Genomic DNA, 14,159 nt, shown 5'->3' on the forward strand with positions numbered 1-14,159 from the left:
GATTTAATAGTACGCTTTAGGGTGATGAGAAGAATAAGAGTTGCTATTGATAACAATATGTTATGTTTAAGTTTGGTTGTAAAAAGAACAATTTTATCGGGAGTAAGAAATGACCGTTATGTTGGTAAAACCTCATTTGAGGTTTAAAGAGAGCTATAACAACTATATTAATGAATTAGCTAATGAAGAACGTTACCCTTTGACAATGGATTTTGATCATACAAATTTTGATTCGTTTTTGAATAAACTAAGAGAGTATGAAAATGGGGAATCTTTACAGGAAGGACATGTTGCCAATATTACATATTGGTTAGTAGAAGGCAGTGAAATTATTGGTGTATCTAACTTACGACCTAAGCTTAATGAACAGATTCAATATTGTGGCGGGCATATTGGCCTAGGTATTCGCCCTTCTAAACGTAGAAATGATTTTGGTTCAAAATTATTAGAGCTTACGATTCAGGAGGCATGGAAGTTAGGCCTAACGGAATTACATATACATTGTTATAAATCTAATTTAGCGTCCGCAAAAGTAATTCAAGCAAACAATGGCCGTCTTCATTCTGAAATTACTCAAGATCAAGTAGTTCAAAGGTATGTTGTGAATAAAACACTATAAGAATTTTCTTTCAGATTATTTTTAAACAGCAATAAAAAAAGCCCGACATCCTGTTGGGCTTTTTCGTATTTGGTTGCTAGATATGACTCCTGTCGTATCTCACGCTCCTAGTGCATGAACCTATTATTGTAGTTTTATGTTCTGGAACATCCTGTTCCTGTATGAACCCATCATAGGAAAAAAGTAGGGAGTCGCCAATCCGCAAAATCCTTAAAAGTTTGTAGGATAAAACGTACATTGAGAAATAATTTAACTTTTCAAAGCGAATATGAATAATAGCCACCTTGTTACTTCAAGAAAAAAATCAAATGCGTATTAGAAAATCTTCAAGACTATTAGTGATTAATGAAAATCATCAAATTTTATTATTTCAATTTACTCATATAAATGATGCCTTAGCTGGACAATCATATTGGGCAACTGTCGGTGGAGGGCTTGAAGAAGGGGAAACCTTCGAGCAAGCAGCTTGCCGAGAGCTTTATGAAGAGTTAGGTGTAGTAAGAAGCGAAGTGGGCACTCATGTCGCAACACGAAATTTTGAAATGATGCTACCGAGTGCAGAAGTTGTGATTTCTAATGAAAGACTCTTTATTGTTTTTATTAAAAATGAAGAAGTGAATACAGCCAACTGGTCAGAACATGAAAAGCTTGTGATTAGTAAAAGTCGTTGGTGGACGTTTGATGAACTGAGCCAAACAAATGAGATTGTTTATCCAAATAACATTCCTAATATTCTTATTGATAGCCTACCTGAGATTTTCAAACCCTAAAATCTCTTAATATGCAGATATAAAAAAAGCCCGACATCCTGTCGAGCTTTTTCGTATTTGGTTGCTAGATATGACTCCTGTCGTATCTCACGCTCCTAGTGCATGAACCTATTATTGTAGTTTTATGTTCTGGAACATCCTGTTCCTGTATGAACTCATCATAGGAAAAAAGCGGGGTGCAGCCAATCCGCAAAATCCCTAAAAGTTTGTAGGTTAAAACGTACAAAACAATATGAACGTATGATTATTCTTATATAAAAGGATTTTCACTTTCCCAAGGCTTGCTGCTAAAAATGATCTGGCCATTTTCAACACAGAGGATCCACGTATAGAAGTACTCTTCTCCTAACCCTCGACATTCAAAATTTGCATTTGGAAATAGGGCGGTAATTTTTTCTATGAGTTCTAGGCAATAAACGGAATCAATACGAAGACCTGCATGACCATTAGTAAAGGCTTCTACTAAATCACCATAAACATCTTCGTGGATTGAATCCTCCGTTAATATTTCTAGAATTTTTTGCTTTTCAGTAGATAAATCAATCGTGTCAAAATCTGTATAACGGACTTGTAGTTCTGTATAAAAACTCATTTTTATTAGCTCTATGATATTAATGATAAAAAATACTACTTATTAAACATGACTTTATCGTTAAAAACGAGCTGAGTATAGAAATATCTAAACTATAAGAGTTCAAATTTCTTAAAAATATTCTTCTTTAGGCCCCCGTGCCACAACAGGCTTTAATCTTTTGCGCTGATTTAAAGTAAGAAACCATTGCAACACAGAGATAAAGGAGCTAAGCCAAATGCTTAGCCCATACTACTTTTGTCACACCGCTGCATGACGCTGAAAAAAGTAGGGGCAAAGTCCTGTGGGAGAACAGGACTTTGCAAACTGACATGTTCTAGGCGCTGCATCAGCTTAGGGGAGTAAGCTTGTTCAAGCCGTTGGTAAATACAGTCGCAACTGGCTTGGGTGTGCCCACCCGACAGGCAAATTTTTTCAAACTCCTGCTGAGTGTGTCGGTTGCAACCCGAAATACCTAGAATGAAACTTAAAGCCAAAATAGATTTATAAATTGTCATATTATTCTCATAATGATTTATATCTATGAGTAGAATAAGAATATAATTGGTTTAGGGGTTAAAATAATTTTTAGGTAATAATTAATCCTCTAATAAACACAGGAAAATAAAATAATTTAAGTTTTAAAATAAAAAATACTTTATAAATTTAAAAAAATAGGCAATAGAAAACCCAAATTTTAAATAAATAAAATAGTTAAATTAGAGAGGAAATAAGTTTGAAAAGTGTCATGGTCAACTCCTTAAAAAATGGAGTCCTACCACCAGATCACCGTCAATTGATTATGGTGGTAGAACGAAAGAGGGTTGACAGACTGGAAACAAAGGAACCAGCACACACAAAGGTGTCCCCCTTCCGCCCTACCATAGAGAAAAAGGGGGCGAACGAGTTCCCGACACACAAAATAAGAATTTTGCACATCGTCTTTGTTATTCGCGGTCTGTCATAACCGACTGGCAAATGTAGGCCAGCAACGAGATAATAATCGGTGATTTTAATTACGTCAATTTAATATTTAAAATATTTTTGATTTAATAATGAATCTAAATGTATTTTTAAAATAATGAAATTAATGTTTGTATTTAATTAGAAAAAATAAAGAATAAAATAAATTATAAGTGTAATGTTGTTAACAATAGAGATTCATCATCTTATAAATAAAATATTATAGAGATGGCTGCCTTATTCTAAACTTTTAAGCATTTCTTTTGCATCTCCATCGCCTGCATTGGCAGCTTGCTGAAACCATTTCTTTGCCAGTTGTAGGTTTTTCGGTGTGCCTTCACCATTTAAATACATCTGGGCCAAGTTGTACTGGGCATCACTTTCGCCATGCTCAGCCGCTTTGGTGTACCACTTCAGTGCCTGCTCATCACTTTGGGTGACGCCGTGACCCTTTTTATATAGCTGAGCTAAATTATATTCTGCGGGTGGATAGCATTGCTCGGCAGCACGACTAAACCATTCAAACGCCTGCACATAATTTTGCGCAGTTCCTTCACCTTTGTCATATAAAACTCCTAAGTTATATTGCGCTTTAGCATGACCCTTGGCCGCAGCCTTAGTAAAATAATCAAAAGCGCGCTTGGCATCTTTTTCGACGCCTGTGCCTGTGTAATACATCATGCCTAAACTATATTTTGCGCCCACGCTTCCATTTTGGTCAGCCGCAGTTAGCCATTTAAAAGCTTGCTCATAATTTTTAACAACGCCTTGTTCGCCACTTAAAAGCATCATGCCCAAATGATATTGAGCCACGGGTTGCCCTTGTTCCGCACGATATTGAATATCGGCGACACTCGGTTCAGCAAATGCTGAAGAGTGAAGTGAGAAAATCACCGTAAATATATAAAAAGCAGACTTTTTTATTTTCATATCTCATCCTGAATTTTATTAATTTGAGTAGTTACTTTCTTTAATATCTGTTTGAATATAAAAGAAAAATATTAAATATATTTGGCTGGTTTATAGCGCTTTAAAATGATCTAATTTTACTCACAAAATACCCATTAAATAACAAATTAACGTAGAACCGCATATTTAGACTAGTTACATTTTGAAAATGAGTATAGATAGACAGGTTAGTCTTTTTTTAATTAAAATGCGGCCTAAATATAAGTTTGATTGATAATAAAAATGCAGATGAGTGTGTCGAGTATATTGGAGCGTTTAGGCCTTGTTTCACAAAATCGCGCTGTTCATATCCAATTCTCAAATCAGTCTTTAAATCAGCAAGTCTTCTTGCAACGCATTGAAGGCGAACATACGCTCAATCAGGGCAGCGTTGCTGAGTTACTGTGTCTGTCGACGAACGCACATATTGCATTAAAACAATTTATTGGCTGTCAGGTTGCCGTCGATCAGGTCACTGACATGGGCCAGTTTTTTAGAACGACAGGCATTATTACCGAAGCCAGCCAAGGGCAAAGCGATGGCTCACTCACTATTTATAACTTAACCTTAAAAGATCCAACTGCACTCTGGCATAAACGCCGCAATAGCCGTGTGTTTATGAACAAAAGCGTACGTGATATTAGTGAAATTCTGTTTAAAGAATGGCAAGGTAAAAGCCCGTTATTTGCTTCAAGCTTAACGCTTGACACGGCAGACTTAACTAAAGACTACGATGTGCGTCCGTTTGTGATGCAGTCAAACGAAAGCGACTATGACTTTTTAACCCGCTTGTGGCGTAGTGAGGGCATTAACTGGCTAATCGATGAATCTCAGCTTTTAGTCGCTGACCCGAATGCGTCCATTCAGCCACAAGTGTTACGTTTAATTGACGATAACCAAAATTATCAGGCCCTTGAACGTCGTAGCCTACGTTACCAACGCAGCAGTGCCACAGAACAGTTCGATACCATTACCCAAGTTAAAGCTGAGCGCCATTTACAACCAACTTCGGTTCATGTTCAACGTTGGCAAGCAGATGCCCTCCAACAAGAAGAAGGCAGTGGCAGCGTACAAGGCACCCAGCAGCACAGCGAACACTTTGACAATGCTAGCCTGAACCTTGAAGATGCATGGCACGTTAGCCCAGCGTGGATGCAGGACTTAAAAGGCGAAGACCAAGCCACAGCTTCAGGCAATAGCCAGATTGAACAGTTAAACCAGCACATCAATGCTTACCATCACCTGAGCTCTAAACAGTTTATCGTTTCAGGCAACGTTCGTGATGCACAAGTGGGTTATTGGTTTGAACTCAATGACCACCCTGAACTTGAACGACACGACAGTGCGGATAAAGAATTTTTAATCTTAAGCAAGCACTACTATAACCAGAATAATTTGCCGAAAGAATTACAACAGCAACTCGAGCGCCTATTACCAAAAGACAAGCTCAAGGCGGCCCAACTCGACACGCAAAACCCTGAGCAGCGCCACTTTGCTGAGCTGAATGTTGTTCGACGCAACATTAAAGCTGTGCCTGAATATCACCCGCTCGAGCATCGCCCCGCGGCTTACCCACAGCGCGCTAGAGTGGTGGGACTGGAAGGCGAGAGCATTCATGTTGATCAATGGGGACGCATTAAAGTCCGTTTCCTATTTACCCGAACTGACGACCATAGTCATGACGGTGGAGCAGGCAGTAACGATAATGACACTGACTCGGCTTGGGTCGATGTGCTGACCCCGTGGGCAGGCGCAGGTTATGGCGCACGCTTCCTGCCTCGCGTGGGTGAAATCGTTGTCATCGACTTTTTTGACGGCAACATTGACCGTCCGTTTGTGGTGGGTCGAATTCATGAAGCTGAACGTCACCCAACCCAATTCGACCAGAAAGGCCAATTACCCGACACTAAAAAACTCAGTGGTATTCGTTCAGAAGAAGTGGATGGCAAAGGTTTTAACCAACTCCGTTTTGATGACACCACAGGCCAAATCAGTGCCCAGCTACAAAGCAGCCATGCGGCAAGCCAGCTCAACTTGGGTAACTTAAGCCATCCAAAAGACAAAGCGGAAAGTGATGGTCGTGGAGAAGGTTTTGAACTTAGAACAGACCAGTGGGGAGCGGTGCGAGCTGGCAGTGGTTTACTCGTTAGTACCCATAAACAGGATCAAGCCCAAGGCGTACACCTCGATGCAAACGAGGCCAAGCAACAAATAGACGGTGGCCTTAATAATGCCAAGGCACTCAGTGAAGTTGCCAAAAATCAGCAAACTGACCCTTTAGAAAATTTAGAAAACCTAAAATCCTTTATTGAAAAACTCGAGCTGCAAGACAACGCAAAAGCTAAAACCTTTAAAGAGGCGATCATGCTGTTGGCGAGCCCAAATAGCATCGCGCTGAGCAGTAACGAAGACATTCACTTAAGCGCAGATGGTCAGATAAACCAAACTGCTGGGGACAGCATAAATCTGTCTACACAAAAGAACCTGATTGCACACGCCCAAAATAAAATTAGCCTTTTTGCAGCGCAAGAAGGCGCAAGACTCTATGCAGGCAAAGGCAAGGTCGAGATACAAGCGCAAGGCGATGGAGCAGATTTAATTGCCCTTAAAGCTGTTCAGATTATTTCAGCAGAAGACAAAATTGAAGCGACCGCAGCCAAAGAAATTGTGCTCACCGCAGGTGGCTCTCAAGTCAAAATTACTGGTTCAGGCATTTTTATGACGACAGGCGGTAAGTTTGAAGTGAAGGCTGGGCAGCATTTGTTTATGGGGGGCGGGAGTGCGAATGCGAATGTTCCTGCGTTGCCAGTATTAGGAGAAATTAATAAATATAACTTGAGATATTTTTTGCAAGATAAAGATGGCAATAACTTTGCAAATCACAAATATATCGCTTTCTTACCTAATGGGGAGATTGTAGAAGGTTGTACGGATGATAAAGGATATACAGATCTATTTAAATCCTACCAACCAGAAGAGATATCACTTCATTTATTTAAAGATGAAAAAATTGATATAGAGTAAAAGAATAATGGCAAAGTATTATCCATATGTTGTTTTAGAAACAAATGTAAAACCTAGCTTATTGAAATATAGGTTGTATGTTTACAATACCGTAAAAAATAAAGCAGAAACTTCGATACTTTTTACAAGTAAGGAATTCAAAAAAGTAGGAAATAATCTTTATCAAACGAGATCTGCTGAGATAGATGGTAGTAAGTTAGGTATTGAAAATATAAGAGACTGCGTAATTTTTTTTGATTTATACCGACTAAGTATCAGTGGGAAAGAAGCTTTAGTATTAAGTAATTATATTTTGCCAGATAAGATTGAGTCTTATCCATCTGCAAATTTTAGCCAAAACACTAAAATATCTAAAGTAAAGTATAACGAAGCAACTTACATGACTAAGGTTGTTAAAGAGGTTAAGTCTAAAAATACATTCCAGCTAAATTTGAGCAGAGATAGAGTTTTTCAATGTATAGATCCTGGCTGTAAGCCTGGGGAAGCGAAAGACCCATTTTCAAAACTACAAATTGAAGCTGGTTTACAAGCTCGTTTGAATGAACCTTTACCAAATCAAGACTTGGCTTCATTATGTGGTCCGGCAGTCTACTTTTTTTGTCTTATTAATCTCAGTCCTAATAATTATAAGCTTGCAGTTAAGCAATTATGGGAAACGGGAGTGACTAGAATAGGTGAATTAGAAATAAAGCCGGCTAAAGATGGATGTGTGCGTGTAAAAAATTTTTATGATGGTGAATTACCTAAAATTCCACCAATTGATTGGATCACATTAGCTAGTTTAAGAGAGTCCGAAAATATAGCATTACATTTAAAAGACCCTAGCCAAGAAGTTCCGGGTGTAACTTTCTGGACAGAGGTAACTAATTGGTTTAAGAAAAGTGGTTTTAAAGGAGTGGAAACATTTTCCTTCTCTATAACGGGATTTACTCCTAGTTTGGTTGATCAGCTTAATAAATATATAGAATCTGGGTTTTATGTAGTTACTTTAATATCTGCAAGTATATTGAGTAATGGTTTTAGTTCTGGAACACGGAACTTACCTGATCATTGGGTGGTTTGGACAGATAAGCTAAGAGAAGCTAATGGGAATCCTATTACAAAGGAATTAGACCCTAACAAAACTTTAGTATCATTGAAACTGTTTTCATGGGGAGAAAATAGGCAAAGATTAGGGAAGAATATTTCTTACACTAATTTTTGTAAGAATGTTTTTTTTGCAATGGTTGTTAAAAGAGAGGGTTTTTAATGAAGCTTTATAAATTTTCAATAGTTCTAAGTTTTTTTATACTAACTGGATGTGGACATAAGTATGATATTTCTCCCAATAAATTACCTGAAGCTCACGTTGGAAAGTCATATACACAGTTTATTAAAATTACAGGAGGGAAAGTTTCTGAACAACATTTTGAATTAAATTCCAATATTCCAGAAGATCAGGAGATTAAAATTACTCCTGTAGATGATATAGATGGATACAATCATTTAAAAATTGATGGAATTCCAAAATATAAAGGGAAATATGAAATTATAATTAATGCACATTTTTATGGGCGAGGCGATGACAAGCTAAATAAAACCTATGAATTTGTAGTTAAAGAATAAAAAGACATGTTTCGATATATTCTATTGGCAATGACTCTTAATGGTTGTAGCAACTATGATGCACAACCAAAGGAACTCGCTGTAGCTTATGTTAATAAATCATATTCCCAGAATATAAAAATTACTGGCGGAAAAGTAGTGGATAAGTATTTTGAAATAGATACTAATATGCCTGATGATTTAGGATTAAAAATTCAATCAAATAATAATGCTAGCGGTTTTAATGACTTTTCAATTAAAGGTATTCCAAAATATAAAGGCGAGTATACGATAAATATTTCAACAGGTTTTTATGGCGGTGGTAGTGATGAACTGAATAAAAAATATAAATTAATTATTGTAGAATAAAATGGATGTATAAATATTTTTTAATAATTTTATCTATTTTATTTTCAGGTTGTAATCCTTTCTCGAAAAATGAGAAAGAAAATTTTAAGGATATGACCCTTAAGAATTTAACTTATTCTCATATGTATGGTATGAGTGGTGATATTTTTAAATTTAATTTAGAAACGGATAATGAATTAAATAATATTTCTCAAGAAAATAATTATAAATACTCGCATTTTAAGTGCGATAATATTAAAAACTATCTTGTTGTAGGTGCTATCTCAGTTAAGGACGAGAAGTTGGTAAATGGAAAATATACTTCGCATGGATACTTTAAAGTCTGCAAAGATGAGTCAATGAATGTATGTATCAATAAGAGCCAGTTAGAAAAAATATTATCTAATGATATGTCTTGTAGAGTGGTTTTTGGTGGCTTTTTAAAAGGAGATAAAGTCATAGCAGATGATATTTTAATATCAAAAGAAGCTATAAGAAAATCTTACTTTAAATGAAATGTTTAAATGGATAAATTTCTTTGTTTGTTAGGATTAATTTTATTAACTGGTTGTAGTGAAAGTTTTTCAAATTTCACAATAGATGATATTGTAAAAAGTAATGAAAAATTAAATTTTTCTATCAAGATTGAAGATAAGGAAGTTTTAAATAAAATAAAAAAATCATCATCAAAAAAGTTTATTTGTAAAAATATGATTGATCATCAGCAAACATTAGATACTTATATAAATAAGATTGTGATGTATCTGTAGAATTTTGCACAAATCATGATAATAGAAGCTGCCAGCCTATAGATATAAGTTCAGTTAAAAAAAATCAATTTAGAATGCCAAACAATTTTCTCTGCAATGATTGGTAATGTCTCTAAATCAGAAAAATTTTCAGTTGTATGGGAAGAAAAATAATTTGTTTAAAAATTTGAAACTTAAATTAATAACTTTGCGTGTTTCATTGTTAGTTATGGCAGGGTGTAGTCACGAATATACAATTGAGCCTGATAGTCTTCCAGTAGCCTATGTAGGAAAGGCATATAATCAGCAATTGAACATATCAGGTGGTAGAGTAATACCATATTCTTTTGAAATTGAAACTAATTTCCCTAGTGATATGAATATCTCTATTAGCCCAATAGATGAAAATGAAGCGGATGCTTATAACAATTTAAAAATTTCTGGAGTTCCAAAATATAAGGGAACTTTTACGATTCATATATATGCTGGTTTTTATGCTAGTGGGGATGGGAAGTTAGATAAGACCTATGAATTTATTGTAAATGAATAAGATATTTAACCATATGATTTTATTTCGTTTAAATAAGAGATACGTATGAAAAAGAATTTATTAATTTCCCTACTAATTTTACTTTTCATCATACAGTCCTTAATAAACTATTACTTCTGGAACCGTACAAAAACACCCGAAATTCATGTTTTAGAAAAACCTTTAAAGATATATTCATTTGAAAGTAAATATTCGAAAAATAGCACTTTGCCAGAATATTATATTTTACCAGAAGGTACTGTTTTATATGATGATAGTGATTCTTTAAATAGAAGAGTTATGGTTTATTTTAACTTGCAAGGTGTTGATTTTAAATTTGAAGAACAAGATCCAGATATCCTGAAACAACCTAGTGAAGTCAGTGCTATAAGAACAACGGACTTACCCGATTTATTAAAAGAAATTCCTCTGACAAAAAAGGATATTTATTTAATTATTAAACATGATGACAGTATAAATGACTCCGTACGTTCTATTTTATTTAAAAAATACAAAATTGATCCTTCAGAGTATGAGAAATAGTTAAATAATTTTGCGGTATATAAGCATAAATTTAAAAAGTAGAAGAAGCGTAATCAATTACGCTTCTTCTACTTTTATTTAATTAGCCTTTTCATTAACCACTACAATCTTACCAATTGTCTTATTTGACTCAATCAACAGATGTGCTTGTTTGATGGTTTTAGCATTAATAGGATGTAGAGATGTAAGTCTTGGTGAGATAATAATATTTTGATCAATTAACTTTGCAACATGACCTAAAATTTCAGACTGTTTTGCCATATCTGGGGTTTGGAAACTGGATCGAGTGAACATAAGTTCCCAATGAAATGACAAACTCTTTTTCATCAATAGATTGAAATCTTGTGGATGAGAAAAGGGCACAATACTGCAAATTTTTCCAAATGGCCGAGTCATGTTAGATAATTGGTCAAAATATGAATCTGGTGAGTTACAGATCAAGACATAGTCGACCTCAGAGTAACCCAATTGGGCTAATTGAGTAGGGATGTCTTGAGTGTGATCTATAATATGATCGGCTCCCAATTTTCTACACCAATCACTCGTTTCTTGCCGTGAAGCAGTAGAAATAACAGTTAACTGCGGTACAAGTTTAGCAAGTTGAATTGCCATTGAGCCTACACCACCAGCACCACCAATCATCAGCAAAGATCTTGGCTGGTTTTCATCATCTTCTAAAAGAAGATCTACATGGTTCGTGTTAATTTGAACTGATAACCTTTCAAATAACGCTTCCCAAGCGGTTAAAGATACTAAGGGTAGAGCAGCGGCATCTTCTATAGAAATACTCTGAGGTACGTGAGCAATCAGTCTTGAGTCAATTGCATGGTAAGCACAATTTCCCCCAGATCGATTGATATCACCTGCATAATAGACTGTATCTCCAATTTTGAATTTTCCAGAGACTTTAGAACCAATTTCAACGATTGTTCCTGCAACATCCCATCCTAGAACTGTAGTTTGGTTATCTTTCGTTTTTCTACGTCGCGCACGCGTATCGGCAGGGTTAATTGAAATTGCTTGAACTTTAACAATAACATCGTGAGGCAGTGCTTCTGGGTAAGGAATTTGAACATCCATAAACGAATCTGGATGCTCAAGTTCTAATGGTTCACAAATAGCAACTGCATAATTTATTTTGCTATCCATAGTTTTATGCGATCAATTTCTCGACATCACTCATCACATCTTGCTTTGTTTTCTCATAGTCTGTATTCACTACTGTAGGTGAAATATGGATATTCTCAATATCACTTACACCAATAAACTTTAACCAGTCATTAAGATAAGGCGTTGCAAAGTCAGAACCGAAATTATTAGAAATACCTTGGTAATACACGCCACTAGCAATCACGACATATGCTTTTTTATTATTTAACAAGCCTGTGTAACCAGTAGATAGGTCAAAACCAAATGCCCAACCCGGCTGAGTTACGACATCAATAAACTGTTTTAAGATGTAAGGAATGTTGTTGTTCCAAAGAGGTACGTTAAATACATAGATATCGGCAGATGCAAAGCGGTCATAAACCTCTTTAATTTTTGTCCATGCTTCTTTTTCTTTCGAGTTTGAATCTTGTCCTGTAAATAATGCCATTTTGGCACCCACAGCATTTTTATCGAACGCAGGCAGATCATCTTCAAAAAGATTAAATTCATCAACAACCAAATCAGCGTGCTTTATTTTAAGCTGAGTAATTACTTGTTCAGCAATAAGTAAAGACTGACTATTCTCACCACGAGTTGATGAGTTGATATGAAGGACTTTCATAGTTTTCTCTATATTAGAAATATTTTAATGTATTGTTATTTAATAAATAATTTTAAATTCATTAAATAAATTTTTCATTAGGAATTGTTTTAAGCAGCTTGAATTGCTTCACCACAAAGAGAGACAGTTTCTTGTTTATGTTGATGTAAGTACCAGAACTGCTCCGCAATCGTTTCTGGATGTACCGTGTAGCTTTTATCTTGTGCACCCGGTGTTCCATCAACAAAGCCATTCACAATTACTTGGCTTACGTAAACATTTGAGTCAGCGAGACTATGAGCAAGTAAGTTGGTGGTTTTATATTGAGCGGCGGCAGCAATTGCTAAAGATGAATATTCTTTAGCAACTAAATCTATTCCGACCGCATCGAACGCGAAAATTCCATTTGTCGATAAAATGCTGCCATGATTTTTTTCTAAATCACGTAGGCAAGCTTGTACCGTAGCAATATAGCTCGAAACGCGAATATGAAAGCTTTTGGTGAGCTCCAGTGGAGGGGTTTCTAAGATATTGCCTTCAATATCATGGGAAGCATTCCAATGAATATTTTTAATCTCTCCTAATTGATCTTTAATGCGTTGAATAAGATTTGGTATATCTTCAAGAACCGCTAAATCACATGTAAAAGCGTAAGCTTCAATACCATGTGTTTTAAGTTCTAAAATGGCCTTTTCGAGTTTTTCGGCATTTCGTGCCACTAACCCGATTTTATAGCCTTCTTTACCAAATTTATGTGCTACGGCTTTAGAAATACCTGTTCCATAACCAAAGATTATAATATTGTTGTTCATTATAAAGTTCCAAAAACCAATTATTTGGTTAGAAATAGTTTATAATATGTTTTTATAATGTATTCAAGCGAAAAAGTTATCTATAAAAAATGATACTGAAAAGAGCAAAACAAAAAATCTTAAAAGCAGTAATGAGTAAGTTTGGTTTGAATGATCCAGATGGGACAACGATTGATAAAATAATTTTTAATTTGACTTATTTATCTTCATATCATAAATTAATTGGAACGATCGTTCCTGTTAAGGCTGCTTATGCGAACAAAAGAATTTGAAACTGATGAAATTGCTGATGCAGCCATGCATGTTTTTTGGCGTCATGGATATGCAGCGACTTCAGTTCAAGACTTAGTCGATGGTACGGGATTATCTAGAAGTAGCCTTTACAGTACTTTTGAAAGTAAGCAAGGGCTTTATCAAAAAGCGTTACAACGCTATGAACTTTTAACCACGCTTAACAATGTGAAGTTGCTGTCTGGTTCAGGATCACCGAAAGAACTTATTCGGCAATTACTGATTAATGTGGTTGAAGATGAGCTAAATGATGCAGAACACAAAGGCTGTCTGGTCGCAAATGCTTGTTTAGAGTTGTCTGGCCATGATGAAGATGTCGCTCAATTTGTTGTAAGTAATCTACAGAAACTACAACATGCTTTAGAGAGTTTGTTAATTAAAGCTCAACAATCTGGTGAAATTGCTTCTACCCAAAACCCACGTGCATTAGCAAGTTTCTTTCTAAATACCATGCAAGGTTTACGTGTTTTAGGCAAAGGCAGCCCGCTTGAACAAAGAAAGCAATGCTTAATGGATGTGGTCGAAGTTGCTTTAAACGTTTTATAAAACTCATTTAAACCTTAACTATTGTTGAGCTGGATAGTTAAGGTTTTTATTTAACTTAAATTGGAATGATCATTCCATAATAATTTTTAGTACACATGGAGAACAAATGTCT

General features: G+C 35.6%; 16 protein-coding genes and 1 pseudogene. 11 read left to right on the forward strand and 6 right to left on the reverse strand.

The genetic code is table 11. The features are described 5' to 3' along the window. The first annotated feature begins 109 nt into the window (after window positions 1–109). Both ACPF64_RS04705 and ACPF64_RS04710 read left to right on the forward strand, forming a co-directional pair. Complete coding sequence (locus ACPF64_RS04705) at window positions 110–619, forward strand: GNAT family N-acetyltransferase (protein WP_151743772.1); 510 nt, start codon at window positions 110–112, stop codon at window positions 617–619. Window positions 620–887: 268 nt separating this feature from the next. Then, window positions 888–1,389: pseudogene (locus ACPF64_RS04710) on the forward strand (NUDIX hydrolase). Window positions 1,390–1,639: 250 nt separating this feature from the next. Here the strand turns inward: ACPF64_RS04710 and ACPF64_RS04715 are convergent. From ACPF64_RS04715 to ACPF64_RS04725, 3 genes are all read right to left on the reverse strand, one after another. Beyond that, the gene (locus ACPF64_RS04715) at window positions 1,640–1,981 is read right to left on the reverse strand and encodes a hypothetical protein (RefSeq protein WP_133975968.1); all 342 of its coding nucleotides are present in this window, start codon (window positions 1,979–1,981) and stop codon (window positions 1,640–1,642) included. A gap of 221 nt (window positions 1,982–2,202) precedes the next feature. Next, entirely contained in the window at window positions 2,203–2,478 is a 276-nt protein-coding gene (locus ACPF64_RS04720; protein ID WP_426455701.1) for a hypothetical protein, read from the reverse strand. 682 nt (window positions 2,479–3,160) lie between these two features. Beyond that, complete coding sequence (locus ACPF64_RS04725) at window positions 3,161–3,853, reverse strand: tetratricopeptide repeat protein (RefSeq protein ID WP_426455702.1); 693 nt, start codon at window positions 3,851–3,853, stop codon at window positions 3,161–3,163. 261 nt (window positions 3,854–4,114) lie between these two features. On the opposite strand from ACPF64_RS04725, the gene ACPF64_RS04730 reads away from it, so the two are divergent. The 8 genes from ACPF64_RS04730 (at window position 4,115) to ACPF64_RS04765 (ending at window position 10,648) form a co-directional block, all read left to right on the forward strand. Further along, entirely contained in the window at window positions 4,115–6,895 is a 2,781-nt protein-coding gene (locus ACPF64_RS04730) for a DUF2345 domain-containing protein (RefSeq protein ID WP_426455703.1), read from the forward strand. Window positions 6,896–6,902: 7 nt separating this feature from the next. After that, window positions 6,903–8,144 carry a hypothetical protein gene (locus ACPF64_RS04735; RefSeq protein WP_426455704.1) on the forward strand — a complete coding sequence of 414 codons (1,242 nt, stop codon included), beginning with the start codon at window positions 6,903–6,905 and terminating at the stop codon, window positions 8,142–8,144. Beyond that, window positions 8,144–8,500, forward strand: a complete 357-nt coding sequence (locus tag ACPF64_RS04740) for a hypothetical protein (protein WP_426455705.1) — start codon at window positions 8,144–8,146, stop codon at window positions 8,498–8,500. The genes ACPF64_RS04735 and ACPF64_RS04740 overlap by 1 nt, the downstream gene beginning before the upstream one ends. A 6-nt stretch (window positions 8,501–8,506) precedes the next feature. Further along, window positions 8,507–8,848 (forward strand): hypothetical protein, encoded by a 342-nt coding sequence (locus ACPF64_RS04745; protein ID WP_426455706.1) that lies wholly within the window; start codon window positions 8,507–8,509, stop codon window positions 8,846–8,848. A gap of 5 nt (window positions 8,849–8,853) precedes the next feature. Beyond that, window positions 8,854–9,342, forward strand: a complete 489-nt coding sequence (locus ACPF64_RS04750; RefSeq protein ID WP_426455707.1) for a hypothetical protein — start codon at window positions 8,854–8,856, stop codon at window positions 9,340–9,342. 9 nt (window positions 9,343–9,351) lie between these two features. Then, window positions 9,352–9,597, forward strand: coding sequence for a hypothetical protein (locus ACPF64_RS04755; protein ID WP_426455708.1), 246 nt, complete (start codon window positions 9,352–9,354; stop codon window positions 9,595–9,597). A 106-nt stretch (window positions 9,598–9,703) separates the two neighbouring features. Beyond that, a complete protein-coding gene (locus ACPF64_RS04760; protein ID WP_426455709.1) occupies window positions 9,704–10,126 on the forward strand; it encodes a hypothetical protein in 423 nt (140 codons plus the stop codon). Window positions 10,127–10,171: 45 nt separating this feature from the next. Further along, window positions 10,172–10,648, forward strand: coding sequence for a hypothetical protein (locus tag ACPF64_RS04765; protein WP_426455710.1), 477 nt, complete (start codon window positions 10,172–10,174; stop codon window positions 10,646–10,648). A 78-nt stretch (window positions 10,649–10,726) separates the two neighbouring features. Here ACPF64_RS04765 and ACPF64_RS04770 read toward each other — a convergent pair whose 3' ends face one another. From ACPF64_RS04770 to ACPF64_RS04780, 3 genes are all read right to left on the reverse strand, one after another. Beyond that, complete coding sequence (locus ACPF64_RS04770; protein WP_426455711.1) at window positions 10,727–11,797, reverse strand: zinc-binding alcohol dehydrogenase family protein; 1,071 nt, start codon at window positions 11,795–11,797, stop codon at window positions 10,727–10,729. A gap of 4 nt (window positions 11,798–11,801) precedes the next feature. Next, complete coding sequence (locus ACPF64_RS04775; protein ID WP_426455712.1) at window positions 11,802–12,419, reverse strand: FMN-dependent NADH-azoreductase; 618 nt, start codon at window positions 12,417–12,419, stop codon at window positions 11,802–11,804. A gap of 89 nt (window positions 12,420–12,508) precedes the next feature. Then, window positions 12,509–13,210, reverse strand: a complete 702-nt coding sequence (locus ACPF64_RS04780; protein WP_426455713.1) for an SDR family NAD(P)-dependent oxidoreductase — start codon at window positions 13,208–13,210, stop codon at window positions 12,509–12,511. 252 nt (window positions 13,211–13,462) lie between these two features. Between ACPF64_RS04780 and ACPF64_RS04785 the strand changes: the two genes are divergently transcribed. Then, window positions 13,463–14,047 (forward strand): TetR/AcrR family transcriptional regulator, encoded by a 585-nt coding sequence (locus ACPF64_RS04785; RefSeq protein ID WP_426455714.1) that lies wholly within the window; start codon window positions 13,463–13,465, stop codon window positions 14,045–14,047. Window positions 14,048–14,159: the final 112 nt, after the last annotated feature.

It is taken from the genome of Acinetobacter sp. KB005, from assembly GCF_049949095.1.
GTDB lineage: Bacteria > Pseudomonadota > Gammaproteobacteria > Pseudomonadales > Moraxellaceae > Acinetobacter > Acinetobacter calcoaceticus.

What these genes read in the sequence shown, in the direction of transcription:
- ACPF64_RS04765 (WP_426455710.1), top strand. Translation starts at nt 10,172, where the DNA reads ATGAAAAAGAATTTATTAATTTCCCTACTAATTTTACTTTTCATCATA.
- ACPF64_RS04780 (WP_426455713.1), bottom strand. Translation starts at nt 13,210, where the DNA reads ATGAACAACAATATTATAATCTTTGGTTATGGAACAGGTATTTCTAAA.
- ACPF64_RS04740 (WP_426455705.1), top strand. Translation starts at nt 8,144, where the DNA reads ATGAAGCTTTATAAATTTTCAATAGTTCTAAGTTTTTTTATACTAACT.
- ACPF64_RS04705 (WP_151743772.1), top strand. Translation starts at nt 110, where the DNA reads ATGACCGTTATGTTGGTAAAACCTCATTTGAGGTTTAAAGAGAGCTAT.
- ACPF64_RS04770 (WP_426455711.1), bottom strand. Translation starts at nt 11,797, where the DNA reads ATGGATAGCAAAATAAATTATGCAGTTGCTATTTGTGAACCATTAGAA.
- ACPF64_RS04720 (WP_426455701.1), bottom strand. Translation starts at nt 2,478, where the DNA reads ATGACAATTTATAAATCTATTTTGGCTTTAAGTTTCATTCTAGGTATT.
- ACPF64_RS04725 (WP_426455702.1), bottom strand. Translation starts at nt 3,853, where the DNA reads ATGAAAATAAAAAAGTCTGCTTTTTATATATTTACGGTGATTTTCTCA.
- ACPF64_RS04735 (WP_426455704.1), top strand. Translation starts at nt 6,903, where the DNA reads ATGGCAAAGTATTATCCATATGTTGTTTTAGAAACAAATGTAAAACCT.
- ACPF64_RS04730 (WP_426455703.1), top strand. Translation starts at nt 4,115, where the DNA reads ATGCAGATGAGTGTGTCGAGTATATTGGAGCGTTTAGGCCTTGTTTCA.
- ACPF64_RS04715 (WP_133975968.1), bottom strand. Translation starts at nt 1,981, where the DNA reads ATGAGTTTTTATACAGAACTACAAGTCCGTTATACAGATTTTGACACG.
- ACPF64_RS04760 (WP_426455709.1), top strand. Translation starts at nt 9,704, where the DNA reads ATGTCTCTAAATCAGAAAAATTTTCAGTTGTATGGGAAGAAAAATAAT.
- ACPF64_RS04745 (WP_426455706.1), top strand. Translation starts at nt 8,507, where the DNA reads ATGTTTCGATATATTCTATTGGCAATGACTCTTAATGGTTGTAGCAAC.
- ACPF64_RS04750 (WP_426455707.1), top strand. Translation starts at nt 8,854, where the DNA reads ATGTATAAATATTTTTTAATAATTTTATCTATTTTATTTTCAGGTTGT.
- ACPF64_RS04785 (WP_426455714.1), top strand. Translation starts at nt 13,463, where the DNA reads ATGCGAACAAAAGAATTTGAAACTGATGAAATTGCTGATGCAGCCATG.
- ACPF64_RS04755 (WP_426455708.1), top strand. Translation starts at nt 9,352, where the DNA reads ATGGATAAATTTCTTTGTTTGTTAGGATTAATTTTATTAACTGGTTGT.
- ACPF64_RS04775 (WP_426455712.1), bottom strand. Translation starts at nt 12,419, where the DNA reads ATGAAAGTCCTTCATATCAACTCATCAACTCGTGGTGAGAATAGTCAG.